The 24,963-nt window shown below is 42.1% G+C and carries 21 protein-coding genes; 8 read left to right on the forward strand and 13 right to left on the reverse strand.

The genetic code is table 11. The features are described from left to right. Positions 1 to 101 precede the first annotated feature (101 nt). The 4 genes from RMY32_RS25280 to RMY32_RS25295 all read right to left on the reverse strand — a co-directional run bounded on the left by RMY32_RS25280 (position 102) and on the right by RMY32_RS25295 (position 6,240). On the reverse strand, positions 102 to 824 hold the full coding sequence (locus tag RMY32_RS25280; protein ID WP_322710957.1) for a hypothetical protein: 723 nt from the start codon (positions 822 to 824) through the stop codon (positions 102 to 104). 253 nt (positions 825 to 1,077) lie between these two features. Next, positions 1,078 to 3,531, reverse strand: coding sequence for an ATP-dependent helicase (locus RMY32_RS25285; protein WP_322710958.1), 2,454 nt, complete (start codon positions 3,529 to 3,531; stop codon positions 1,078 to 1,080). Positions 3,532 to 3,771: 240 nt separating this feature from the next. Further along, positions 3,772 to 4,545: an aquaporin Z gene (gene aqpZ / locus RMY32_RS25290; RefSeq protein ID WP_322710959.1), complete on the reverse strand. Its 774-nt coding sequence runs from the start codon at positions 4,543 to 4,545 to the stop codon at positions 3,772 to 3,774. Positions 4,546 to 5,151: 606 nt separating this feature from the next. Beyond that, a complete protein-coding gene (locus RMY32_RS25295; protein WP_322710960.1) occupies positions 5,152 to 6,240 on the reverse strand; it encodes a RuBisCO accumulation factor 1 in 1,089 nt (362 codons plus the stop codon). Positions 6,241 to 6,545: 305 nt separating this feature from the next. Here RMY32_RS25295 and RMY32_RS25300 point away from each other — a divergent pair, with 305 nt between their 5' ends. The 3 genes from RMY32_RS25300 (at position 6,546) to RMY32_RS25310 (ending at position 9,672) form a co-directional block, all read left to right on the forward strand. Continuing rightward, positions 6,546 to 7,502, forward strand: a complete 957-nt coding sequence (locus RMY32_RS25300; protein ID WP_322710961.1) for a response regulator — start codon at positions 6,546 to 6,548, stop codon at positions 7,500 to 7,502. Between the two features lie 84 nt (positions 7,503 to 7,586). Further along, entirely contained in the window at positions 7,587 to 8,291 is a 705-nt protein-coding gene (ubiE, locus tag RMY32_RS25305; protein ID WP_322710962.1) for a bifunctional demethylmenaquinone methyltransferase/2-methoxy-6-polyprenyl-1,4-benzoquinol methylase UbiE, read from the forward strand. Between the two features lie 145 nt (positions 8,292 to 8,436). Next, the gene (locus RMY32_RS25310) at positions 8,437 to 9,672 is read left to right on the forward strand and encodes a DUF445 domain-containing protein (RefSeq protein WP_322710963.1); all 1,236 of its coding nucleotides are present in this window, start codon (positions 8,437 to 8,439) and stop codon (positions 9,670 to 9,672) included. A gap of 117 nt (positions 9,673 to 9,789) precedes the next feature. On the opposite strand, the gene RMY32_RS25315 is transcribed toward RMY32_RS25310, so the two are convergent. Further along, entirely contained in the window at positions 9,790 to 10,365 is a 576-nt protein-coding gene (locus RMY32_RS25315; RefSeq protein WP_322710964.1) for a Uma2 family endonuclease, read from the reverse strand. A gap of 240 nt (positions 10,366 to 10,605) precedes the next feature. On the opposite strand from RMY32_RS25315, the gene RMY32_RS25320 reads away from it, so the two are divergent. Further along, a complete protein-coding gene (locus RMY32_RS25320) occupies positions 10,606 to 11,637 on the forward strand; it encodes a hypothetical protein (RefSeq protein ID WP_322710965.1) in 1,032 nt (343 codons plus the stop codon). On the opposite strand, the gene RMY32_RS25325 is transcribed toward RMY32_RS25320, so the two are convergent. Continuing rightward, entirely contained in the window at positions 11,628 to 12,989 is a 1,362-nt protein-coding gene (locus RMY32_RS25325; RefSeq protein ID WP_322710966.1) for a cytochrome P450, read from the reverse strand. The genes RMY32_RS25320 and RMY32_RS25325 overlap by 10 nt on opposite strands. 70 nt (positions 12,990 to 13,059) lie before the next feature. Then, on the reverse strand, positions 13,060 to 14,013 hold the full coding sequence (locus RMY32_RS25330) for a Rieske (2Fe-2S) protein (RefSeq protein WP_322710967.1): 954 nt from the start codon (positions 14,011 to 14,013) through the stop codon (positions 13,060 to 13,062). 332 nt (positions 14,014 to 14,345) lie between these two features. Between RMY32_RS25330 and RMY32_RS25335 the strand changes: the two genes are divergently transcribed. Further along, entirely contained in the window at positions 14,346 to 15,002 is a 657-nt protein-coding gene (locus RMY32_RS25335; RefSeq protein WP_322710968.1) for a TetR/AcrR family transcriptional regulator, read from the forward strand. 101 nt (positions 15,003 to 15,103) lie between these two features. Here the strand turns inward: RMY32_RS25335 and RMY32_RS25340 are convergent, their stop codons facing one another. Then, positions 15,104 to 17,800 carry an HD family phosphohydrolase gene (locus tag RMY32_RS25340; RefSeq protein ID WP_322710969.1) on the reverse strand — a complete coding sequence of 899 codons (2,697 nt, stop codon included), beginning with the start codon at positions 17,798 to 17,800 and terminating at the stop codon, positions 15,104 to 15,106. Here RMY32_RS25340 and RMY32_RS25345 point away from each other — a divergent pair. Further along, positions 17,789 to 17,923 (forward strand): hypothetical protein, encoded by a 135-nt coding sequence (locus RMY32_RS25345; protein WP_409883965.1) that lies wholly within the window; start codon positions 17,789 to 17,791, stop codon positions 17,921 to 17,923. The genes RMY32_RS25340 and RMY32_RS25345 overlap by 12 nt on opposite strands. A gap of 106 nt (positions 17,924 to 18,029) precedes the next feature. Here RMY32_RS25345 and RMY32_RS25350 read toward each other — a convergent pair whose 3' ends face one another. From RMY32_RS25350 to topA, 4 genes are all read right to left on the reverse strand, one after another. Then, a complete protein-coding gene (locus RMY32_RS25350; RefSeq protein WP_322710970.1) occupies positions 18,030 to 18,971 on the reverse strand; it encodes an ADP-ribosylglycohydrolase family protein in 942 nt (313 codons plus the stop codon). 158 nt (positions 18,972 to 19,129) lie between these two features. Next, entirely contained in the window at positions 19,130 to 19,579 is a 450-nt protein-coding gene (gene aroQ / locus RMY32_RS25355; protein WP_322710971.1) for a type II 3-dehydroquinate dehydratase, read from the reverse strand. Positions 19,580 to 19,598: 19 nt separating this feature from the next. Further along, the gene (locus RMY32_RS25360; RefSeq protein WP_322693718.1) at positions 19,599 to 19,739 is read right to left on the reverse strand and encodes a hypothetical protein; all 141 of its coding nucleotides are present in this window, start codon (positions 19,737 to 19,739) and stop codon (positions 19,599 to 19,601) included. A gap of 413 nt (positions 19,740 to 20,152) precedes the next feature. Next, the gene (gene topA / locus RMY32_RS25365) at positions 20,153 to 22,804 is read right to left on the reverse strand and encodes a type I DNA topoisomerase (protein WP_322710972.1); all 2,652 of its coding nucleotides are present in this window, start codon (positions 22,802 to 22,804) and stop codon (positions 20,153 to 20,155) included. 514 nt (positions 22,805 to 23,318) lie between these two features. On the opposite strand from topA, the gene RMY32_RS25370 reads away from it, so the two are divergent. Together RMY32_RS25370 and RMY32_RS25375 are read left to right on the forward strand one after the other, a co-directional pair. Further along, positions 23,319 to 23,612 carry a hypothetical protein gene (locus tag RMY32_RS25370; RefSeq protein ID WP_322710973.1) on the forward strand — a complete coding sequence of 98 codons (294 nt, stop codon included), beginning with the start codon at positions 23,319 to 23,321 and terminating at the stop codon, positions 23,610 to 23,612. Further along, positions 23,599 to 24,696 carry a DUF6745 domain-containing protein gene (locus RMY32_RS25375; RefSeq protein ID WP_322710974.1) on the forward strand — a complete coding sequence of 366 codons (1,098 nt, stop codon included), beginning with the start codon at positions 23,599 to 23,601 and terminating at the stop codon, positions 24,694 to 24,696. Before RMY32_RS25370 ends, RMY32_RS25375 begins: the two co-directional genes overlap by 14 nt. Before the next feature lie 145 nt (positions 24,697 to 24,841). Here RMY32_RS25375 and RMY32_RS25380 read toward each other — a convergent pair whose 3' ends face one another. Next, entirely contained in the window at positions 24,842 to 24,940 is a 99-nt protein-coding gene (locus RMY32_RS25380) for a hypothetical protein (protein WP_322710975.1), read from the reverse strand. Positions 24,941 to 24,963: the final 23 nt, after the last annotated feature.

Consider the following 24,963-nt stretch of genomic DNA (forward strand, 5'->3'; position numbering starts at 1 on the left):
GGAGTACCCCGGAAGCTTAGATAGAAAAAATGACTATATCCGTGCTGTGATGGTCAAAGCACGGAATGAGGATATGGGAAAAAACCAAAACCATTGATTATTTAACTTTTTTCAGTGGTGTTGGCTTTGGGATCTAAAATTATTTGCGAAGTGGATTTATTCACATGATAAATCCAAGATTGCTCTTTAACCTTGACAATCACTTCCCAACCTTCTACGGGGTCGTACTGCTGGGTGCAGACTTCGCCAAAGTTGAATTGACAGAGATTTCCAAAGGTTTTTGGTGTAGTTTGAGTAATTTTTAAATCAGTAATTTCCACCCCAGAACGGTTTGAGACATCGCTCAAAATTGCATCTGCGATCGCCTTGGGCAATGTTTGTGAAGTACTCACTTTCGGATCTAAAATTCTTTGCTTTCCAGATTTATCTACATGGTAAGTCCACGAATCTTGACGGACTTTGACAACTACTTCCCAGCCTTCAATGGGGTTGTATTCCCTAGTACAAACTTCTCCAAATTTGAACTCACAGGGATTACCAAAGGTTTTCGATGTGACTTGGGTAATCTCTAATTCCCGTTTACGTACACCGGAACGGAAAGATGCATCTCCTAAAATTTTATTAGCGATCGCTTTCGGCAACTCCTTTGCTTGCGATTGGGATAGTTTAATGCCGTCTGAGCGAGGTATAGCCCCAGCATAATTGTTTTCAAAAAGTCCAAATCCACAAGATAGCAAGCTTGTCAACACTAGCGTCAAGAAAATTCCTCTAGGTGACTGGAAGGTATTCTTAATTACGGCAGATGCTTGGATGATGGATTTCATATACTATGTATTGATTGTTAAAAATTGAACAGATAATATTGCAATTGCAATCATAATTTGTTTGACGTTGCACTCTCAATTCAGTTTCCTTATTAAGGAGTGGGGGAAAGGAAAGCAGAGGGGCAAGAGGGGAAGAGGGACAGGGAGGACAAGGGGGACAAGGGGGAATTATTGAACAAGTCTCTCCCTTGTCTCCCTTGTTTACCTTGTCTCTTCTCCATGCCCTGTTTGGCCAATGCCCCATTCCTGATACTTATTTGCTCATTACCGCTAAATTCACCACACATTCAGGAAATTGGCGTTTTAATGCTGGAAACACTGGACAAGGTGCTTGTTCTTGTAAATTGTCTGGTTTACTCCAAGTAAAAGGGGCTTTCTGCGCCGCAGACATCCACAACAGCAGCTTTGCTCGTGTCATGGCCACATAGAGTAAACGATACTCTTCAGATGTTTTCAAATTTTTTGCCACCTCCCATGCTTGACTAACATCCGGTATGATAGATTCTTCGTGGAGAGTAGCGCGAATTTGAGCACGAGCTACTTCTGATAAAGTAAAGTCGCCTAAAAATTGGCTTTGGGGAGGAACCCAAAATCTGCCAGGAATCAAGTTTTCGTGGAGAAAGGGAAGAAATACATAGTCCCAATCTAGACCTTTGGCTTTGTGCATAGTGATAATCGTCAGTTGACCGCGACGGGTATAACGTTCTTCCGAATCCTCGGTTTCCACTGGTTCAAACCGTTCGGAACTAACAATTTCACTTAAAGCTGATAGCATTCCCCCCATCGAACTATTGCCAGCTATCTGCTGGTTTACCCGTTCTGCAAGTTTATCAGCGGTTGCCAATTCTGCTTGGTCATAATTTAAAGTCAAAGCAAGAAAGGAAATTAGCTGGTAAAGAGGCAATTCCAAACGAGCGCGGAGCAAGCTGCGACACAAGCGGGCAGCTTTTTGTACTGTTTCTGGCTGTGGTGCTGCTAAGGGGCCAGGATACAAAAACTCTTCTGGCAGACTAGCAAGGGCGTTGAGGTCTTGGGTAGGAATTAATTGGCGCTGTACTAATGCTTCTAGGGCTGCTTTGAGGTAATCGGGGGAGTGGGGGCGATCGCAAAATTGCAATAATGCCAAAATCTCTTGGGGGACATGGGAACGGCGATCGCGTTCTCCCACATCGTAAAGTGTAATTTTATGCTCTTTGCACAGAGGTGTCAAAGCTTCTGCTAACCATCGTCCTTGACGATTTTCTCGGACTAAAATCGCGGCACTATTTTTTGTTGGATCTTCACTAAATAACTCAATTACTCTTTGAGATAACAATTCAACGGTGTGATGAATATCACGCGGGGTATAAAGTTCTAATCCTCGTCCTACGGGTGCGGGGTTGGCGTTAGCTTGCGGATCGCCAACTTCCACAGGGTGAATTGTCTGTAAGCGAAATGGTACTTGTCGGTTGTCAGGAATCTGTTGTTTGTTGTTAGTTTTGGTTGTTGCTAACCACTGATTATTGATCCATTTGAGGGCAAAGTTAGCGGCTTCAATGATAATTCTAGTACTGCGACCAGCTCGATCCATCGTTGCCAATCGTTCGATGCGATCGCACTCTTCGCAAAATTGCCGAAAATAAATCGGATCGGCTGGAGTAAAGGTAGAGTTAATCGCTTGGTTAGGATCGCCAACTCGGACTAAATTGAGTGCTGAGTGCTGAGTGATGAGTAGAGAGTTAGGAGTTAGGAGTGGAGAGTTAGGAGTTAAGAGTGGGGAATTCTCTCGCTGATATTCGCTATTACTCGCTAAAATTTCTAACAACTGCGTCTGTAGGGGGCTAGAATCTTGGGCTTCGTCTTCAAAGACGGCGAATATTTGGTTTTGCTCGATGTGACGGGCACTGTCGTTTTCTAAAACGCGCAGTGCGGCTAAAATCATATCGTCGTAATCGATAAAATCACGCGATCGCATCAAGTTTTGATATTGCTCGTACAATCCCGCCGCTACACTTAAAATTGCATATTCATCTGTGGTTTGCTTACTCCACTCCCGCAACAATTCTGGCGATATTCCAGAACTTTTTGCTTCATGAATTACCGTATTAGCCAATTCTGGTAATACTTCTGTTCGCAGCACTGATTGACGACGCAACCTTTCTGTTTCTTCTCCATCAAATTGATGACCTTCCAATAACCGCAAATATACATTTGGATTATTTACAATCCATTGTTCTACAGCAGTTCTGATAAAGCGGTGACTTTGGGTTGGTGTAATTAATATGACATTTTCTAACTGCAAACCTGACAAATCAGAATGGCGGTTGGCAATGTTCAACGCTAGACCGTGTAGGGTATAGACAAAAAATCCTGTTTGAGGTAGAGATAAATCATCTCTTAAAAATTTACGAATCTTCGCTTTAATATTGGCAGCAGCAGAGCGAGTAAAAGTAACGACTACCAACTGACGGCGGGAGGATGAACGCTCATATTGACGGGCGATCGCGATCGCCGCCGCCGCCGCCATTCCGGTAGATTTGCCTGCACCAGGAACGGCTGAAATCGCCAAAGGCCCAGATTGCCAATCAGCCATTTGCTGCTGTCCGGGGCGGAGACTGTTGCGGATTCTGAGAATCTTCTCCTGCAAAGAAGGAATAGGCGATCGCTCAGATAATTCTGAGTCAAGTAATTCTTGAACAACAGGGGTAGTAAATTTAGAGTCGGACATAACATATTAAATTATATATTTTAAATAATTTTAAATAGATATTGAATTTAATTCCCAAACCACAGATATGAATAATCTTCGGTGATTCTAATCCCAAATTATTAAATAAATTACTCCACTGTTTTTGCCCTAATTATTCTAAGACACGAGCTATATCAGAAATATGATGTCAATCCCCTGACTGAAGATATTAACGCTAACGCTTAGTTAATTTGTTCAGTAAGGGGATTGTTAAGAAAATTAGACTAGTTCTTTGATATTTTGCCGTTCATCCACACTTGATTCACTAAAGACGGCTACGTACAACCATCCTGCTAAAATAGCCCCCAAGATCGGAGCTATCCAAAATAGCCAGACTTGTGAAAAGAGTTCTACACCTGCAAATAGAGCAACTCCAGTACTACGGGCAGGATTAACTGAGGTATTGGTTACAGGAATGCTAATTAGGTGAATTAAAGTGAGTCCAAAACCAATTGCCAGTGGTGCAAATCCTTTCGGAGCACGGCTATCAGTTACACCCAGAATAATTAGCAGAAACATGAAAGTCATTACAACTTCAGTAAGCAAGCAAGCAAACAGCGTGTAACCACCTGGAGAATGAGTACTGTAACCGTTGGTAGCCAGTGGATTGGAGCCAGTTAGGGTAAATCCAGCTTTGCCGCTAGCAATCAGGTAGATAATGCCCGCAGCAACAACTGCACCGATTACTTGAGAGACGATATAAGGTAGTAAGTCAGATCCCGGAAAGCGTTTACCTGCCCACAGTCCAAAGGAAACAGCTGGATTGAAATGACCGCCAGAAATATGACCAAGAGCATAAGCCCCTGTGAGGACAGTAAGCCCGAATGCCAAAGATACACCTACTAATCCAATCCCCAATGGAAAAGAAGTATTTTCGCTGATTTTTGCAGCATCTGCTGTGTAGGCTGCGGCTAAAACAGCACTACCACAGCCACCTAAAACAAGCCAAAATGTGCCGATAAATTCTGCCAGACAACGTTTTGTGAGAGACATTTTTGGAAAATTCCTTGTTCCGTTACAAATGAGTAATAGTTACGTTACACAATGTTTAAGTCATTGCTGTCAACAGAAAATCTATTGCCTTTATTTTGTGATGAAACTAAGCTGTCAACAGAAAATCTATTGCTTTTATTTTGTGAGGAAACTAAATTGAAAAAAATCGGAATTTTTTTCTCAATAGTTAATTGTGGTGATAAAATATGAAAATACAGTAAAATTTAAAATAACCAGAAAAATACTTAATTTTTTAATAATTTTCATCTCATATAGCGGTATGCAGATGAGTGAAATACAAAAGTTTTGCTGAAATGATTTTACAGTAAGGGCTTTGGTATTCTCATACAATCGATAACCGCTAGAAGTTGCAATACGGTTGGTTTTAGCTTCAAAAACCGTAAACTGCGTAGCTTGCTAATCTAGTAATGGTATTAAGACAAACCCAACAAATGACCAAAAATGTTGGGTTTAGCTCTTCAACCCAACCTCCGATTTTCATTAACTCAATCGTGTTGAGATTTTTGCTTTAGTTAGTTTAATTTTCAACACTCCCACACCTTCAGGCGTAGGAGTGTTACGCAGTTAGCTCGTCTAAAATTGAATTTATTCGTCAATCTGCCATGAATCCTTAGTTAATTCTTCATCCAGAATTCTCTTAGGACGCACAATGATAATAATTTGTCCTAATAGAGGAATTTCTGGCTCAGTTTCAAACCATTGAAAATCTAATTCACCACCATTTTCAACGACAAAATAGCTAGAGGCATCCCATTCTCGTTGGGCACGATCTATGACAACTAAGACTGGCCCTGTTTGGCTTTGGGTTTGGATGGGGAAGCGATCGCTATTCGCTAAAATCACCACTGGATCTTCTGCCGCCAATAGCACTTGCCAACCTGGTAAGGGAACCCAAGCTTGCTCTCCAGAAAACTTGACCATCCGAAATGGTTCAATTTCTGTCATTATGGGCACAGCTTGCAAGTCTTGGCGTGATAATGGCAACTCGCCAACCACGGGTAAGATTCGGGGTAACTGTTCTTCAAATTCCAGGCGGTAAAACGGTAAAATTGGCGCTGGACGCTGAGGGACGGTAGTAAAATCAGTTAGTAGCTGTTCGATTTTTTGCCTTGCACCTGGCGTATGAGCAAAACGCAAACCTTTGGCAATTAGGCGCGATCGCTGTTGTAAATCTGCATTTTGGCGTGCCAGTTTCCAAACTTGGTGAGCAACCGCATCTCCAGGATGAGCAGAAAACCCTTCTGGTAAAGTGCGGAAATAGGAGAACTCTTTAATTGCTTTTGCTATATCCCGTGCCTCATCAGCATCAACATTATGGACAAAGATCAGTTCGGCAGCAGCGGCGCGTTCTTCTTGAGTAAGTAAACGTAACTCGTATAAAACATCGCTGCCACGTGTAGTATAGTGCGATCGCGTTTCTTGCGATACTCCAAACTTTTCCAAAGAATTGTAAACTTGAGAACCAACAACCACCTGGTTTTGTTGAATCGGCTCAAATCCAGTCGCTTCAAAGATTTCTTGGGGGTTGTAACCGATTTTTAGCAACGAGGCGATCGCGGCTCCCCATTCCACCCAGTTGCCTTGTTTTTGCCTCAGCTTTCGGAGTAACTCTTGTGCTACATCGTTTGTAGCATTATCTTCGGGATTCTGAGTGTTGGGTGGTAGATCAGTCATAATCGGAGTGCAAGCTTCAACTTGAGAGGTTAATTAACACCTCATGAGCAAGTATTATTCTAATCTATACCCAGACCTACACCTCATCCACGATCAAAACTGCCATAGTTTTGCTGATTTAGTTAGTTTTTCTAGTGGAACATTTTTTCAGATATTTGGACAGATAAATTTCCTCTGTAGCGCTCACTATTAGCGTTCTCAAATATGCAAAATAACTCCGTATAAACCCTTGGCGATCTTCGGCTATTCTCAACTAAACTTGGTATGGAATATAACAAGAGAGTGAATATTTAAAGGAAAATCTTATGGATAAACCCAATCTCGAAATTGATAAAGTCCAATCTCAAGTTATGACTCTCGAACGACCAAAAAAGCTGAAAATACTGGTAGTTGACGATGAGCCAGATAATCTCGATTTACTTTATCGCACATTTCGACGTGACTTTAATGTTCTGAAAGCTGATAGTGGGGTGAACGCTCTACAAGTTTTGGCAGCAGAAGGGGAGGTAGCAGTGATTATCTCCGATCAACGGATGCCAGAAATGAAAGGGACTGAATTTCTCAGCAAAACTGTACCTCAGTTTCCCGATACAGTAAGAATAATTCTCACTGGATTTACTGATATAGAAGACTTGGTAGAAGCAATTAATGCCGGACAAGTTTACAAATATATTACCAAGCCTTGGGACCCAGGGGAACTAAAGGCAGTGGTGCAAAGAGCAGCCGAAACCTACGACTTGCTTAAGCAACGTACAGAAGAATTACGCCGCGCTCATGCTCAAATGGCGTTGCTGAGTGTTTTGGTACAGGTAACTCAAGCCGCTTCTAGCCTAGAAGAAACTCTCGCTCCCATTGCTAGGGCTGTGAGTGAAACTTTTGGGGCAGACGGCTGTATTTTACAACTTACAGATGGAAATACTCTGGTTGCAACTCAAGGAACTTACAGCTATACAGGTACAATAGAAAATTGGCTATCTCTTGACCCACTAACCAGGGAAGCGATCGCTACAGGACAAATGCAAGTTTCCTTAAATGTAATTAAAGACACTAAATTAGTTGATGCGATTCACTACCAAAATACGGGCGTGCAAGCACACTTAGTTATCCCAATTAGCTACCGCAATCAACTTTTAGGTGTATTGTCGCTACAGTGGAAACAACCTTGCACTTTGCGAGAAGATGAATTGGTGCTAATTAATTTATCAGCGCAACTGCTAGCGATCGCTCTGACTAGTAGTAGTCGCCATCAAACCACTGTGTAGTTGTCATCTGTCCTTTGTCATTTGTCCTTTATTCTTGGCAAATGACAAATGACTAATGACCAATGACTAATGACTTATTGACCAATGACTAACGAAATTCAGTCCATTTTTAACCGTATTGCTCCAGTTTATGACCAGTTGAACGATTGGTTGAGTCTGGGACAGCATCGAATCTGGAAGGAAATGGCAGTAAAATGGAGTGCAGTTAAACCAGGAGATACTGCATTAGATTTGTGTTGCGGTAGTGGTGATTTAGCTTTACGTTTGGCCCGGCGCATCGGAGCAACAGGACAGGTGTATGGAGTGGATTTTTCCGAAAACCTGCTAGAAAACGCTAAAGAACGCTCCCAAAAGCAGTACCCCAAACCTGCTATCAGCTGGGTAGAAGCTGATGTCCTCAATTTACCCTTTGACGATAACCAATTTGATGCTGCAACAATGGGCTATGGTTTAAGAAATGTTAAAGATATTCCCCGCAGTCTCCAAGAGTTATACCGTGTTTTGAAGCCGGGAGCTAAAGCCGCAATTTTAGACTTTCATCGACCGAGTAATCCTCAGCTACGCGCCTTTCAACAGTGGTATCTGGACGGTTTTGTGGTACCAGTTGCCAATTATTTAGGCTTAAAAGAAGAATATGCTTACATCAGTCCCAGCTTAGATCGCTTTCCCATCGGTAAAGAGCAAATAGAGTTAGCTCATCAAGTTGGTTTTGCAGTTGCCACACACTACCCCATTGCGAACGGTATGATGGGAGTGCTAGTGCTTAGTAAGTTAGGAGTTATTAGTTAAAAGTTATGAATTATGAGTAGTGATAAATTCTCATTTAAAATTTATCATTCCTAACTCTTAACTCTTGTACAGACGCGATTAATCGCGTCTCTACTGTTAACTCCTAACTCCTAACTTTAAATTCCTAACTTTTTTAATTCTTCCCTTGGACTGGTCTCATCTTTGGCTTTATGTGTCTCCCCCGGTACTGGGTGGAATTATTGGCTATTTCACAAATGATATAGCCATCAAAATGTTGTTCCGTCCTTATCAAGCAATTTATATTGCTGGACGAAGAGTACCCTTCACCCCTGGATTGATTCCCCGCAACCAGGAACGTTTGGCTTTGAACATTTCTAAAACAATCATGGGGTCACTTTTGACACCGCAAGAATTGCAAAATCTGGCGCGGCGTTTGTTGCAAACAGAACGCGTGCAATCAGCAATTCTTTGGTTGTTGCGGTTAGCAATTGAACAAATCAAAACAGATAAAAACGAGAAAAGTGCCAAAATTGTAGCGGGAATTTTGCGGGATTTATTAGGAGAATCTTTGCCACGGTTGCTTAAGGTTTTAGCGCGGCGTGAAGATTTTTTAGAAGCGCAGATAAATCAAATTTTTGACCAGATATTGCTGGAATTTCAACTGAGTGAAGAACAAGCTACACGGCTTGCTGATTGGTTGTTGCAAGTAGTTTTACCGCCGGATCTTTTACGCCAAACGATAGTTGATTTTTTGACAGATCGTACGATTCAAATTATCGATGAAGGCTTCCGCGAAAAAACCAGTGGAACTTATTGGGTAGTAGCAAATTTGTTTGGCTTACGTAATACTCTTACACGGCTACGAACTTTTTGTTTGGATGAAAAAGAGGTTGCTAATACTCGCTTGCAGGAATTGACTCAAGATTTGCAAATTCGCGATCGCATTCGGAAATTACTGCAAAATTTATCATTACAAAACTTGCCAATGGGGACAGTGCGTCAACTACGAAAGACCACCCGCGAAAGTGTCCGCCATTACCTGCAAAACAGTGGCAGCGATTTTTTACAAGGATTAACTGATTCTGTTGATTGGCAAAATATTGCTGTAGTCCTGCTGAATCGTCTTAGTACTTCACCCGTTGTCAGTACTTCTTTAGAAGTCATGAGTCAAGAGTTAGCTCTAATTTTAGAGAAGTATTTGGAAAAAGATTTAGAAGCAATTGTGGCACAGGCTATTCCAATTTTGTCGATAGATGAAGTGATAGTTGACCGTGTAAAATCAACTTCAGCGGCTGATTTAGAAGCTGCCATTGAGGGAATTGTAAAGAATGAATTACAGGCAATTGTGATTTTAGGTGGTGTTTTAGGTTTTGTTATCGGGTTATTGCAGACAGTATTTTTAATATTAAGTCAATATTAATTTTTTGTTTTTATTTGTAAAATTTGATCGAATTATAGTTGCAATTTCGTCAAACTATGAAGTGAGGGGAATTGAGCGATCGCCTTTTGAGAAGAGATATGAGTCAAAAGCGATCGCCTAACTCAAAATCTGCGCCAGATCAAGCACAAAGCCAGCTAATACATCCTCTCCAGATAAACTAGTAGGCGATCGCAAAACCTCAACATCCTTTCCTGGGCGGTAAATTTCCACCTGTTGGTTTTGCGGATCGATTAGCCATCCTAAACGCACACCATTGTCAATATACTCCTGCATTTTTTGTTGTACAGTCTTTAAACTGTCTGAAGCAGAGCGTAATTCTACTGCAAAATCTGGAGCGAACGGTAGAAATTTGTCGGGGTCTGGATTTAGGGCTTCTAATCGCTCCCTGCTCACCCAGGATGCATCGGGAGAACGGTTTGCACCATTAGGAAGTTTGAAACCTGTTGAGGAGTCAAAAGCCAAACCTGTGCCATCAGCGTCAGCCCAATTACCTAAGCGCTGTGTAAGTCTACTATTTCGATTTCCGCTTTCCCATCCAGTTGGTGGCATGATAATTAATTCTCCCTCTGGCGTGCGCTCAAGTCGCAAATCTCGATTATTTTGACACAGTTGGAAGAACTGCTCATCTGTTAATTCAATGGTAGGGCTGAGGTTCAGAATCAGGGCAGTCATAGTTGCCTCTTAATCTTGCTAACTGTAGCGTAGCACTTGGTTAACATCATAAATTGACCATCTATTTCTGACAAAAATTTTGTAAGTTGGCTGGAACAAACAGCACCGCTTTCTTATAGCAATAATCTTTCTGAAGCAGAATCATCAGCTCTTGAGACTTTAGATTCGCTGGATAGTATTTTACTATCTGCCATTGTTGAAATTGAACAGTTAGCAGCTAAAGATTTAAGCCTTAATGAATTGGAGGAGCAACTGCAAAAAATTTGGCACCGAAGCTTTGCTCATTACGCTAGCCGCGAACAAGAAAGATTAGAAAATTTATTTATCAGGCGAGGTAGGGCACTGAAAACAGAAATTTATAAAGATATGTCACAGCGTCGGCGTTTGTATCGCACTAGTTTACCACCATGTGATGCAAATCAGCTTTTAAATCTCTATCCTAGACTTAAAGAACAATTAGCAGTGAGTGGAGATTATGCCATTTGGACAGTAGAAGAACGCTTTAATTATATTCAAAATATAGTTAGTATTTTAACTAGTTTATCGAAGTTCAAACTGAGCAACACCTCAGGAAATGTTACTTGGAATGAAATATTACGTTGGTGGCTTGATCATCATACAGCACCTAAAAAACCGAGCGTAAGCCAAATTTCAAAATGGCATTCATACATTAGCCAAAATTTTGGTTATCGATTTAACTGGGGGTTAGGAAGTATTATTGCACTAGCAATAGATGAAGCTTTTGGTGGCGAGTTAGTTGAATCTTCATTGGAAAACTGGTCACAAACTGGGCTACCTTGGATTGTTTTCTGGATGAAAGAACTTATTGTATGGGGAACTTTAGACCCAGTAGCTGCATACTTGCTTGCTAAAGCAGAAGATGTAACAACTCGTAAACAAGCTGAAGAATTAGCGCAAACTTACTATCACTACATTAGCGAAAGAGAATCGGAACCAAATGAATATCTTAATGCAGTGAATATCAAAAATTGGGTAGAACAATCATATTCCAGTGTTGAACGACATTTACCAATTCCCAAGGCTCCTAACCGAATTAATGTCAATTTGCTGAAGAATTTTAGCAAAGCTCCAAGTAAAAATTGGAGAGTAGTACCAGTAGAAATTGGAGATGATATTCAATGGTTTGATTTAGCAGGATTTCCACTCGCAATTTGCCAAAAGCCTGAAAAGTGGCAGTCTTATTTTCTAAATACCTATGACTTCATGCTAGATGCAGAAAATCGATTTGTTTCATCAAAGATTTATGTTTGACTCTTCAAGGAATGCTTGATCACCAAAGGCTCAATATATGCTTGTAAAGTGTCCTTAACTTTAGAAGGCTGACGAACTGGAGCGATCGCAGAATAATCCGGTTTTACTGTCCAGTCGTAATGGCGAAGTAGTGCGGAAAGCACAATTTTCATTTCCATCTGGGCAAATTCCATGCCTAAACAACTGTGCGAACCATAACCAAAACCCACTAATGCTAAAGGATATTTCTTATCTTCTTCACGAGGTGGTGCAAAGCGATCGGGGTCGAAGCGATCGGGATCGGTATACAGTTCTGGTAGACGATGAGTCAACATCGGCGAGATAGTCACAAACCAACCTGCTGGGATGCTATAACCTGCATACTCAATATCCTTGAGGACTCCACGATTATAGGCATATACCGGAGGATACAGCCGTTCTACTTCTTTTAGGACGTTGGTTAAATCTGGAAGTTGTTTTAGATGGGACAGGCTAAGGGGATTATTTCTTACAACTGCTAATTGTTCTTGGCGCAATCGCGATCGCCATTCTGGGTGATTACCTAATTCAAATATTACCCAACTGAGCAAGGAGGCTGTCGTCTCGTGTCCAGCAAACAGTAGTAGTAAGGCCTCGTTGATTATCTGTGCTTCGCTCAATTTATTGCCGTCTTCATCAACAGCTGCTAGCAGCAATCCCAAAACATCTTTTGATTCTTCTAAGTTACCTTGCTCGATACGTTGGGCGATGGCTTGACGCAAGAAAGCCACTAACTTACCCCTAGCATTTTGACCGCGACTATATAAAGTAAAAGGTACATTCAATTTGAATATTGCCATACTGCTCTCTAGCAGTTGTGTAAACCACTGACTAGTTTGCTCAACTTCGCTCTTGTTCTGACTTCCCAAAAACAGGCGAGTAGCAACCATCAGGGTAAGCTGGCGGAAACTAGAATTTAAAAGAATTGTTTTCTGTCCCCAATCTTTAAGGAAGTCTTGCACAATATTTTGGATCGTATCGAAGTATGTAGCGATCGCTTTGCCGTGAAATGCTGGATACATTAAACGACGAGTTAGGCGATGTTCTTCCCCATCTTGTAATAAAATATTATTGCCAAATGTTGATTCTAAGAAATACCACCCAATCCGCGACGACATATTTTCCGCCTGTTCCACCAGCACCAGCCGATTAGCATCAGGGCCAATTAAATAAGCACGTTTACGTCCCATAACGCTCGTTTTAAAAACTGAACCATGCTGCTGGAATCTTCGCCATAGATACAGTTCTAAATCCCGAAATATTTCTAAAGTCTCTCCCAAGATGGGCAAGCCATAACTACCAGGCATTTCCTCGGCTGATTTTAGCTGCCGCATATTTGAGTACCTCCAGCAGTAATTAGCTACAGTTTAATTGTAAAGGGCAGTTAGGCTTTGCAAATCCAAATTACCAATTTTGGTAGAGTTTTTCTGCGTAGAACATAATCTCTTCATTTGGCAATCTGATTTTTGGTTTTTGTCGAGGATACAAACTTTCAACTGCATCTGTATCCTGTTCAATAACTGTAGCTGCTGCTTGTAAAACTGAGTTTTTAAACAGAAATTTCATCACAGGATTGACGACTTTGGCATACATCAAAATAAATGTCTTGGTGATTTTTTCTGTTTCCGGGTAGAGAATATGAATTTGAGCAATATCACCAATAGGGGTTTTAGCCAACAAAGCTGTAGTTGAAGGAAAAGCGTATTCTAGTGTGTTAGCAAGCGTTTTCGGGAAGATTCCCAAAATAGGATTTTTGATAATTTCTCCTAATGTGTTGTTGGCTCTTGTTAGTTCTTGTTTGACTGTAGCAGAGTATCCTTTTTCTTCAAAATTACTTACATTACAAGATGTAATTTTAAATAATTCTTTATGAGTACCATTTTGGTGATTATAGTCATAGTTAACCATTAAGTTACTCAAAAATTCACCTTGAATACTTTTTTCCCCAGTTACTCCAATGAACTCGTATTCATCGACAATTTTTTGATGCAAATCTGGGATGGGCAATCTTGGCTCAAATCCGGCATAAGTCCAGATGCAGTCATTGCTAATAATTAACTCTAATGCTTTTGTAATTGGCTGAGTGTCTTTTTTATCTCCTTGCTGTAGTCTGCCTTTTCCATCAAATTCTAGTGCATGAAAAGGGCAAGTAATAGTATCTTTTTCCTGACAAACCCAGCCGCCTGATAATGGTGCTTGCATGTGCGGACAGATGTTATCAAGGGCAAACACTTCGCCTTTTTGGTTTTGCCAAATAACATAATCCTGTCCATTTAATGTGATTTTATTTGGTTTATTCACTCCCAATATAGATTTGTGCGCGATTAACCAAGGCGCACCAGGTAAAATTGGTTCCATTTTTTCTCCATAATCTTGATAATTTTTTGAAAAGTTGCTAGATGCGTTAGCAAAAGGTAACGCAATCTTGAAACTTCAAAGTTGTAGACAAGCTGGTGTAGCCTGTTCTACATCACTCTTTTGAATGTCAATTGGGATAACTAAAGTCTTGTCTGCAATGGACGAACTAATACTACCGGGCAAATGCTTGGCTAACTTCACCTACTGCATGGACAATTTTGCAACTAACTAATTGTTTAGTTAGTGAGTATTAATTTAATAAATTTCATCTTCTATGTCAACTACTAACCAAGTTTTTAGTTAATATATTTTCGTTATGCTGATGGAGCAATGTGAGTCGTTCAACGCAGTCAAAATTCTCATCTAAAAAGCCGCGTCAGGTGCGCGATGCAGAAGCGACGAAAAGGCAGATTCTTGATGCGGCGGAAGCGGAGTTTGCCAGAAATGGACTTCAAGGGGCGCGGACAGGGGCGATCGCTAGAGGTGCAGGTGTCACCACAGCGATGATTTACTACTACTTCCAGAGCAAAGAAGGGCTATATCAAGCGGTTCTGCAACGTCCGGCGGTGGAGATGCACGCAGGGTTTGAGCAGCTAAATCTGGATCAATTCCCACCAGAGGAGGCGTTGAAGGTGCTTGTTAAAGAAGCGATCGCTTATGAAGCTGCTCACCCGCATAGAGGAATGCTTTGGTTCCAAGAAGCAAACCAAAATCAGGGAAAGTATTTTAAAGAGGGGAATTGGCAAGAAAATTTTAGCTATCTCATCAATATTTTAGAGCGGGGAATGGCGGAAGGTTGTTTCCGTCAACTCGATCCATTTTTCACCACCCTGCATATTATTGGGGTTTGTAATATGTACTTCAACGCTTACGAAAATATCAAACATACTAGACCCGATTTGCAACTACTGAGTCCAGAAATGATTGAGCAGCATACTCAAGCAGCAGTTAATTTTATCTTGGCTGGTGTGCGATGTAGTGAGAATTAGGGATTGAATATTAAGAAAACTTTTTCCCAGTAATAGTTGTGGATATTATGAGTGGCAATAATTTAAGCATTAGATATGCGTAGCCCGTCTTAGACATCGCATTACGAATTCCGCCCAGTGCTACTAGCCTTCAACTTCGGATAAGCAATCCGTTTGTGATGAAATTGCTCCCAAACATCCACAAATATCTGGGCAATTTGTGACATCTCTTCTCGCGTTAGTCCTGAATCTACAAGTTGATTGTCTTGCCACTTGGCACGCAGGATATTATTTAGCATTGCTAAAGCTTGTTCTGTGGAGACATCTTTAACCGATCGCTTTTCTGCCACAGATTTAGCCGATGCTTGCAGCGATCGCAGTGCCGCCTCACAAGAATCTGCTAACATGACAATTCCGGTTTCCCGTGATTGGGGAATTGGGCCATCGTAACGAAAGTCTGCGTCGTCTACAGTTAAACTTGGATCTGACTGAGCCATTTGCTGGGCTTGGTGATGGAAATAAGCAATTAGCATCGTTCCTTGATGCTCTGGAATAAAAGCTTGAATCGCCGTAGGTAAAAGGTGTTTACGCGCCATTACCAACCCTTCACTTACGTGCTTTTTGATAATTTCTGCACTCTTCCAAGGATCTTTAATCTCTGTATCGTGTTTATTCGGCCCCCCCATTTGATTTTCAATAAAGCCAAGAGGGTCATGCATTTTGCCAATATCGTGATATAATGTCCCAGCCCTGACTAGTTCAACATTGCATCCTAATTCTTTGGCAGCAGCTTCAGCAAGAGTAGCCACAAGCAGCGTATGTTGAAAAGTTCCGGGAGTTTCAGTAGCGAGTCGTTTTAATAAAGGGCGGTTAGGATTCGCCAGTTCTGCGAGGCGAATTGGGGTAACTAAATCAAAAACTTTTTCTAGATAAGGACTCAAACCCAAGGCGATAACACTCCAGCCTAAGCCGGATAAAGCAAATAATCCGGCTTCTTGGAAGATAATATACCAGATTGAACCAAATACTTGACCAATTAAAATTTTAACAAACAGGTAAATGCCACCTTGAGTTAAGGCGATCGCAACGCCTAATAATGCCAACTCTTCACGCGATCGCAATCGTTGGGCAATATAACTACCTAATATTCCTCCTCCAACACCAGCTAAAAGCGCAGCCTTGCTTATATCCAAACTAATGCTTAATATCGGCCACAGCAGGCCGACAACTGTCAACCCCAAAGTGGGGCCGTAAAAGCTTCCCAACAATAAACCAAGGGCGCTCCAGGTGGTATAGGGCAATCCGATGACGATTACTCCTGGCACACTTAGAGTTAGCAATAATACTAATAGGCGATCGCGTTGTCGCAATTCGTAATCAATATGGCGTTCTACCCAGACAAAAATGCCAATCGCGATCGCAATCACACCTCCCAACTTCACCAACTCCTGCCACTTTACCTCCCGACGAATCAAATAATAATGCTCCAGTACCTGAAAGTCCCATGCAGTAATCTGCGCACCTTTTTTGACAATCACCTCACCCTGCCGTACCTTCACCATCACGGGTGGCACTCCAGCCGCCGCCTTTTGAGCATTTTGTTTGGTTTGTTCTTCATCTTTTTGCAGATTCGGCTTGAGTACAGCTAACAACAGATTCTTTGCCAAAGTTTCAGCGGATTCTGGTACAAAGGTCTGTAATTGTAAACTCACCGCATCTTGCAAGATATTTTTTGGCAGTCCCTGTGGAATGCCTTGGGCGAGAATCCGCTCTATACTTTGATGGATTCCTATTTGTGTTTTTTCCCATTCCACATCTGATAAATCCAAAAGTAGAGATTCTTCATATACTGCTTCGCGGGTAACAGTCTCTAACTTTAAAAGTTTGGTAGTGGCTTGGATGTATCTTTGACGTGTTTGGGAAATCTTGGCAATCACTAAGGACAAGCTTTTCTCAGAAGTTGTGAGGCGGTAAGATTCTAGTTCTGCTACAGCTTGAGTAAAATCAGTGTTTTGAGAAAAATCTACTGGCTGTGTCTTTTCTAGACTCTGAGAATCAGATTTGGATGTGATGCGTGGTTGTCGTTTCTGATTGGGTGTAGCTGGAGTGGTTTGTCCGATTCTCTTTTGCTGCTGATTTTTACTATTTTCTACAGCCGATAGCAGTGCTTGCCATTCCGACTCAGAACAAGAGCGGAGATAACGTTGGGTAGAGATGGATAAAACTACAGGATCGAAAAAAGGAAAAGCTCCAGCAACAGCGCGAATTTCGTTGCCATCATCTAGAAGTTGTTGCAAATTTTCGTTGATTTTTTCGTTGATTCGCGCATTAAGCATCAACACCTGTAAGGAGGTTGTGCTGACGGCTTTGCGCTCGGCTTCAGTTTTTTTCTGATCTTCGATGCTAGCTGTGTAAGGCGCTGTAATCGTTTGGGGTGCAGGATGTCCTACTTGGAGTTGAGTTTGATTGTATAATTTATGCCCAATAATACCTGTGAGGGAGACTACAGCGATCGCCAAAATCACCGAGTAACGCTGTTTGTATGCCCAATCTAAACCGACTGTACAAATACTACTCTTAATCTTGACAGATTGTGCCTTTGACCTTAGCGCTCTTTCTTGTTTTCGGCGTTCGCTTTTCTTATTGGTTTTTGATAAAAACAGAAATACATTCTTGAGCATAGTCCTTAGAAGTTCCCTTCTATGGGTTTTACCTTTGGGACTTCTCATTAACTTTCCTTTACGGCGTAGTGTTTTGTACTGTCGCCGCCAGTGAGTCAATTGCTGGTTCAAGAACTGCAAAAATTGATGCATTTTCATTATCTCTACCTGCAATTGCCGACTTTGATAGTTCAAAAAAGACAATCATCAGGAAAGTTCGATCTGCGGCGGTTGCAACTAGATGGTGCGGCTTTTTTATTGCTGATTTACCACAATAGTTAGCTACAGAATCAGTCCAAGGGTTTACTGAAAAATTTTAGTATATGAAATTAATACAACTGTGGCGGAAGTTTGCCTAGCTTTAACCCCCGATCTGGTTAATTTCAGATTAACGCGACCGAATAACGCGAGGAGCTGCGTAAACTGAAAGCAAAGCCACCTCACATCCCTCCTCTGTTAACTCTTTTGGGTTTAAGGTAAGATTATACACTCCTGACCACACCCCCACAAATGCATCGGTCAATTCTAACACTTGAGAAAAGCTAGTTAGTCCCCATACTGGAGAATTCCTCTGTAAGAGCAAGACTTGCCAATTTACCGGAATTCCGCCTATTCCGTTATATGCTCCCGACAAAGCACCAGTAATTGCACCTGTAGCCTCTGAATTTAGCAGCGTAGCATTTTGCTGAGAATTGCGATCGTGAGTAGCCTGTAAAACTGTCAGGCGAAAGTCTTCTAAGGTACTCAAAAAGCAGTAAAATGCCATAGCAATAGTGTTACTAAGTTTTTCTTCCTTAGCAAACTCAGCTTGGGTCGTTGATAATCCGGCTCCTTGCTCTAATAAATTCTGAACTCTTAATAATTTTTTTGGTATTGATGTTGGTGTTTCGCCGATAAAAGAAATTGTTTGTGGGATAAGAGTTAGAGGGTCAAGTTTTTCAGTTAAGGCAAGAGCGATCGCATATCCTACTGCTAGCGTTCCATCCCTGATTACTGGGTCATCCTCCCAGATTTTCAGCACACGCAGCAAGTTTTGTCGCAGTTTAATCGGATTTTCGTGAAAAAACAGGGCTACTGGTAATGTAGCAATAATTATTTTTATCGAGATGTCATCAGTTGCTACTAAATGAAGAGATTCTTCTTGCTGACGCTCTATCCAATCATCTAAATCCAATCTACCCAGCGCAATCAAACTCTGGATACCCAGAACCGCCATTCTGCCTAAATCTAGGGAACTCTCAAACTGTACTTTACCACCAGAAGCTAAACTTTCTCCCAAGAATGCTCCGAGTAAAGTCCCTTTAAACCGACTTATAGGAGAATAACGCATGAATTATATAGTTAAAAGTGAATAGTGAGGAGTGAGGAGTTAATGAGAGATTGCTAATTCCTAACTTTACTGCCAATTCCTAACTCTTGTACAGACGCGATTAATTGCGTCTCTACTAACTCCTAACTCTTGTACAGACGCGATTAATCGCGTCTCTACTAACTCCTAACTCTTAAATGATCTATCAAAGCTTGTAAGCCCAATAAGTAACTTTGAACCCCAAAACCACTTATTTGCCCGATCGCAACTGGGGCGATATAAGAATGATGGCGAAATTCTTCCCGGCGGTAAATGTTACTTAGATGTACTTCCACTGTGGGCAAGTTAACAGCAGCGATCGCATCTCGCAAGGCCACACTTGTGTGGGTGTATGCTCCTGCATTAATCAGAATTCCCTGATGTTGCCCTAACGCGCCATGAATACTATCTACCAAAATTCCTTCATGATTTGACTGCAAAGGAAAAACTTTCGCCTGTAATTTGAATGCTTCTTCTTCTAACAGGCGGTTAATTTCAGCTAGTGTCACCGAACCATAAATTCCTGGTTCTCGCTGTCCTAGCAAATTTAAGTTTGGCCCATGCAGTGCCAGAATACTTAAGGATTGCAACGTCGATACCACTGTGAGGTTAGTGGCGACGGCGAGAGCGATCGTTCACAGGAATCGGAATCAGTTCCGGTTCCGGTTCAGCCTCTGGCCCTAATAGGTTTTCAATTAACCTACGAGCTAATTCCTTAAGCTTTTCCAGCACCTTTTCTATATAGTCCATGAACTGATCGCTCCTGAGATACTACCTCAATTTTTGATTAACAGGTACGCAGAAAAAACATACTTTCGCACCTCTGGCTTCCAATCAGGCTGATACACAATCCCGCATTTGGGCCCGCATTTAGGACATAAGCCACTTCTAAAATTTAGCGTTGTGTTTTCCCTTACTTTTTAGAGTATCACACCTGAACCTAATGAACTGTATCCTATCAAGGATGGATATCAAGGGTCAAGAGTTAAAAATCGGACTTTAGATAGACTATTGAGTATGAATTTTAGATTTTAGATTTTGGATTAAGAGAATTTTGAGATTCATGCTTTGCCCGTTATGGGCGAAATAAATCTCAAAGACACGCCTTTGTCGCTAACGCTACGCTAGCGTAAATCTAAAATCCAAAATTGTTTGACTTAGCACTAGCCTTCTGTACTTTTTTTCTTTGCAGCGGTTGTTGATGATTTCGCAGTTGACTTAGATTTGGAAGTCGTTGATTTACTCGTTTTGCGAGTCGATTTTCCGGTCGATGTCTTAGCTGCCAACAAGTTCAGCGCCGCCGTCAGGGTTACATCTTCTACCGTTTGACCTTCTGGGATACTGACATTAGTTTTGCCATGCTTGATGTAAGGGCCATAGGGGCCATCGTAGATGTTAATTGTTTCTCCATCTTCTGGATGCGTACCCAATTCGCGTAAGGCTGCCTTTGACTTGCTGTTGGTGGAACTGCGCCCCTTTTTGGGTTCGGATAACAGTTCTAATGCACGTTCTAGGTTAATTGTCAATACATTATCAGCAGCTTTTAGGGAGCGGTAGTCTTTCCCCTCCTTACCCTGGTCATGAACCACATAAGGGCCAAAGCGTCCCAAACTTGCTTGAATTTTGCCGCCAGTAACTGGATGAACTCCTAATGTCCGGGGTAGTGCCAATAGACCAACAGCCATTTCCAGGGTAACGGTTTCTGGGGTAACACCTTTAGGTAGGGAGGCTTGTTTCGGTTTGGGGTTTTCGTCGGTTTTGTCACCCAATTGCACATAAGGGCCGTAAGCACCAATTTTCACATAAATCGGTTCGCCAGTTTCGGGATGGCGGCCTACCTGGTCAGGGCCTGTGATTTTTTGCCGCAGCAATACTTCTACCTGTTTGGGGTCGAGGTCGGCTGGTGTCAAGTCTTTGGGAATTGAGGCAGTGATCACCCCCTCACCGTTTTCGACTTCAATGTAAGGGCCATATTTACCAATGCGGACTTTGGCATCTAAATTTTCTAGTTCTACAGTCCTAGCTTTGGTGGCATCAATCTGACTTTCCTGCTCTTTTACCAGTGTTTCCAGTCCTTTGTCTCCCAGATAGAATTGCTGCAAGTAGGGTAGCCATTTCGCTTCACCTGTGGCAATGTCATCCAGGGTTTGCTCCATCTTCGAGGTAAAACTGGGATCGACAACGTCCGGGAAATGTTTTTCCAGCAAGTCGGTGACGGCAAAAGCGGTGAAGGTAGGAATAAGAGCGTTACTCACTAAATGGGCATAACCTTTGTCGATGATGGTGCCAATGATGCTGGCGTAAGTACTGGGACGACCAATACCTTCGCTTTCTAAGGTTTTCACTAAAGTTGCTTCGGTGTATCTTGCTGGCGGTTGGGTTTCGTGCCCAACTGCTTCTAGCTCTGTACAATCGGGGCGATCGCCCACTTTCAGATTTGGTAAAATTACTTCCTGGTCTTCCAGTGCTGCTTCTGGGTCGTCTGAACCTTCGACGTAAGCACGTAAGTATCCGGGAAATTCAATCCGTTTGCCAGAAGAACGGAATCCAGCATCCTCGACTTGCAATTGCACGGTAATTTGAGTTTGCCGGGAATCAGCCATTTGACAAGCAACAGTCCGCTTCCAAATCAAATCGTAAACGGCAAGTTCTCGACCGCCCAAACCAGTTTCTTGGGGGGTGCGGAAGGTGCTACCTGCTGGACGAATTGCTTCGTGCGCTTCTTGTGCGCCTTTGGATTTGGTGGTGTATTGCCGGGGTTGGGGACTGAGGTATTGTTGACCGTAAAGCTTTTCTACACAACTCCGAGCAGCTGCGATCGCCTGGTCTGACAAATGCACCGAATCTGTCCGCATATAGGTAATATACCCTTGCTCGTACAAATTCTGGGCAACCCGCATCGTGTCACGGGCTGAGAGACGCAGTTTTCGGTTAGATTCTTGTTGCAGCGTTGAAGTGGTGAACGGTGGCGACGGTTTGCGCGTCACTGGGCGTTCTTCAATGTCGTTAACATTCCAGGTTTTTCCAGTTAGGCGTTCCTTGAGGGCTACCGCTTGTTCTTCGTTGAGCAACAAGACATTACGACCTGCGGTAATTTGTCCGGTTGCGGCATCAAAATCGCTGCCGTTAGCAATTTTGGTTCCTCCCAGTGTTACCAACTGGGCAGCAAAGGGGGTTTTTTCCTTTGACAAACTAGCTTTCAAATCCCAGTACGTACCCTCACGGAAAGCGCGGCGTTGGCGTTCCTTAGTGACTAAAAGTCGCACGGCTACAGATTGCACTCGCCCAGCAGATAATCCCCAGGCGATTTTTTTCCATAGCAAGGGAGATAGGGTATAGCCCACCAGCCGATCTAAAATCCGCCGCGTTTCTTGAGCGCGAACCAACTGCTCATCAATATTGCGGCAGTCTTTCAGAGCTTTTTTAATTGCCTCTTGGGTAATTTCGTGAAACACCATCCGCTTAGTCGGAACTTTCGGCTTCAGTAGTTGGTATAAATGCCAACTAATGCTTTCACCTTCCCGGTCTTCGTCCGTTGCCAGAATCAGTTCATCTACATCCTTGAGGGCATCTTTGAGCTGGGTAACAATTTTCTTTTTGTCTTTCGGGACAACATATACCGGTTCAAAGTCGGCGTCCACATTTACCCCTAGCTGTGCCCATGATTCCCCTTTGACGGCAGCGGGAATTTCACTAGCCGACTGGGGTAGGTCACGCACATGACCCATAGACGCCTCCACCCGATAGCCTGATGGCAGATAGTTGCGAATGGTACGAGCTTTGGTTGGAGATTCGACGATGACGAGAGTTGACATGGAAATTTCAATAAAAACAAGAGCTACTAAGCTAAACAGTCAAATTGAGGTAACTTTTACAAATTGTCAAGATAAAAGGTCACGCTTAGGGCGGTGATTTAATCCTCACATAAACTGCCTGCTTGGGAGAAAATTCGCTGAACTTATTGCCCAGTCTATCCCAGAGGATAAATGAGGGTACGCTGGGTCTGAATTTCCAGCCAGCTACTTCAATCTTTAACTTATCTAACGCATAATTGGCGACTACAGTTTTCAAAATATCTTTTAATTGGGCATGGGGCATGGGGCATAGGGCATAGAGAATGGGAGATGAGAAAGCAGAGGAGCAGGGAAAAAGGTTAAAGGTTAAAGGGAAAAGGAATAAATTTAATCTTTCCCTTTTTCCCCTTACCCCTTACCCTTTCCCCATTCCCAATGCCCAATGCCCGACTTTAATAGAGCTTGTGCCAAAATTAAATCAAACTTGAGAGCAAAAGCGAAATAGCATTTATACTTATGTCAGGAAAGCAAAATCATGCAACCAATTCGTCAAGGTGATGTTATCTTACTGCCTGTGCAGCAGGTTGAAGGACAAAAAATACTTCATCTAACTTTGGCAGAAGGCGAAGTTACGGGTCATAAACATCAAATTATTGAAGGCAAGGCAGAATTATACGAGAAAGATAGCACACTCTATTTACGTGTGTTTTCTGAATCAGCATTGCTAGCTCATGAGGAGCATAAAGCTATTTCAATTCCCCAAGGTGACTGGATAGTAAGAATACAAAGAGAATACGAGCCTGAAGGTTGGCGTTATGTCGCTGATTGAAAAGTTAACACCTGAGCAAGAGGCTTTAATTCCAGTTTATCGAGAAAAGTGGAGAGCGATCGCACTTTCAACTGAGCGAATTGATCGTAAAAAAGCGGCGGAAGCGGTCAAAGCTACTTATGTTTTGATTGGTATGGAAGAACCTGAGATAGTTTTTTATGATAGCCCGAATGCTGCTTTGATAACTACTTTAAGCAAATTATCACAAGAACGTGGTAGCGATTGGGATGGTTGGGATCTGTGGGGGGAATTATGTATTTATGAACTACCGCCTGCAAACGTATGTAACGACCTAGAAGATGAATTATATAAACAAATTGATCGCGAACTTGATACTCTACTGTGGTTTGAATTAAAAACGAAACTAGAGATTAGTATAAATAATTGTAACCATTGCTGGGAATTGTGGAGCGAATTAGATAGAGAACTGGAAAGTCAACTACAACTTGAAGTAGAAAATGCCAAGGATGACTGCATTGAATATGAAATATTAGCTTGCGGTGCAAGTTTCAAAGATTTTTGTATTTCGGTTTTGAATTGTGTGTACGATCGAGTTAAATGGAATTCCTTTGAGTCAGTAGTCAAAGAGTGCGGCTGGATTTTCGCAGGTAAATATACTTGTATAGTATGCGATCGCCCCCTTCACCTACGCTTCGATAATCAAAACCGCCTTCACGCTGAAGGTGAACCTGCCATTGAATTTACCGATGGATATAGCTTGTACTCCTATCATGGCGTAACCTTGCCTGAAAAATACGGTAAAATCCCCCCGCAGCAATGGCAAGCTACTTGGCTTTTAACAGAAGAAAATGCCGAACTACGGCGAGTATTAATTCAGGGTATTGGTTACGCCAGAATTTGCCAAGAACTACAAGCTATTGAATTAGACAACTGGCAAGAATATACACTATTAAGAATTGATAAAAATGTGGATATCGAGCCGATTTATTTATTAAAAATGACTTGCCCTAGCACAGGGTTTATTCACGCCTTGCGAGTTCCACCAAATATAAACTCAGCGCGTGAAGCGATTTGCTGGGTAAATTGGGATGTAGATCCAGAAGAATTTGGTGTGCAAACATAATTACTTAAAGGACTTCCCCATTTAGAAATTGTTCAAAAAGGTAATGACAATCCATTCATGCTAGATGTCACGTTAGCAGAAAGGGCATACTGTAATTTTTAAATGCAGTAACTTGATATACCAATTCTAGAATGTCATTGATTAGTTATAGTAAATGTCTGCCACTACGCTCAATAGTGGCGATCGCTCTTACTTGTCTTTCATTAATGGAGCCGAATACACTTTCTTGTAAGCCCTCTGACATACTCAAAATCGCATTGAGAGGTG

It is taken from the genome of Nostoc sp. ChiSLP03a (assembly GCF_034531215.2).
GTDB lineage: Bacteria > Cyanobacteriota > Cyanobacteriia > Cyanobacteriales > Nostocaceae > Nostoc.

Coding starts and splice junctions, on each gene's coding strand:
- RMY32_RS25380 (WP_322710975.1), bottom strand. CDS start 24,940: ATGTCAGAGGGCTTACAAGAAAGTGTATTCGGCTCCATTAATGAAAGA.
- RMY32_RS25345 (WP_409883965.1), top strand. CDS start 17,789: ATGCATTTTCATTATCTCTACCTGCAATTGCCGACTTTGATAGTTCAA.
- ubiE (WP_322710962.1), top strand. CDS start 7,587: ATGACTAACGAAATTCAGTCCATTTTTAACCGTATTGCTCCAGTTTAT.
- aqpZ (WP_322710959.1), bottom strand. CDS start 4,545: ATGTCTCTCACAAAACGTTGTCTGGCAGAATTTATCGGCACATTTTGG.
- RMY32_RS25315 (WP_322710964.1), bottom strand. CDS start 10,365: ATGACTGCCCTGATTCTGAACCTCAGCCCTACCATTGAATTAACAGAT.
- topA (WP_322710972.1), bottom strand. CDS start 22,804: ATGTCAACTCTCGTCATCGTCGAATCTCCAACCAAAGCTCGTACCATT.
- RMY32_RS25360 (WP_322693718.1), bottom strand. CDS start 19,739: ATGGACTATATAGAAAAGGTGCTGGAAAAGCTTAAGGAATTAGCTCGT.
- RMY32_RS25300 (WP_322710961.1), top strand. CDS start 6,546: ATGGATAAACCCAATCTCGAAATTGATAAAGTCCAATCTCAAGTTATG.
- RMY32_RS25295 (WP_322710960.1), bottom strand. CDS start 6,240: ATGACTGATCTACCACCCAACACTCAGAATCCCGAAGATAATGCTACA.
- RMY32_RS25285 (WP_322710958.1), bottom strand. CDS start 3,531: ATGTCCGACTCTAAATTTACTACCCCTGTTGTTCAAGAATTACTTGAC.
- RMY32_RS25330 (WP_322710967.1), bottom strand. CDS start 14,013: ATGGAACCAATTTTACCTGGTGCGCCTTGGTTAATCGCGCACAAATCT.
- RMY32_RS25280 (WP_322710957.1), bottom strand. CDS start 824: ATGAAATCCATCATCCAAGCATCTGCCGTAATTAAGAATACCTTCCAG.
- RMY32_RS25325 (WP_322710966.1), bottom strand. CDS start 12,989: ATGCGGCAGCTAAAATCAGCCGAGGAAATGCCTGGTAGTTATGGCTTG.
- RMY32_RS25370 (WP_322710973.1), top strand. CDS start 23,319: ATGCAACCAATTCGTCAAGGTGATGTTATCTTACTGCCTGTGCAGCAG.
- RMY32_RS25340 (WP_322710969.1), bottom strand. CDS start 17,800: ATGAAAATGCATCAATTTTTGCAGTTCTTGAACCAGCAATTGACTCAC.
- RMY32_RS25375 (WP_322710974.1), top strand. CDS start 23,599: ATGTCGCTGATTGAAAAGTTAACACCTGAGCAAGAGGCTTTAATTCCA.
- RMY32_RS25350 (WP_322710970.1), bottom strand. CDS start 18,971: ATGCGTTATTCTCCTATAAGTCGGTTTAAAGGGACTTTACTCGGAGCA.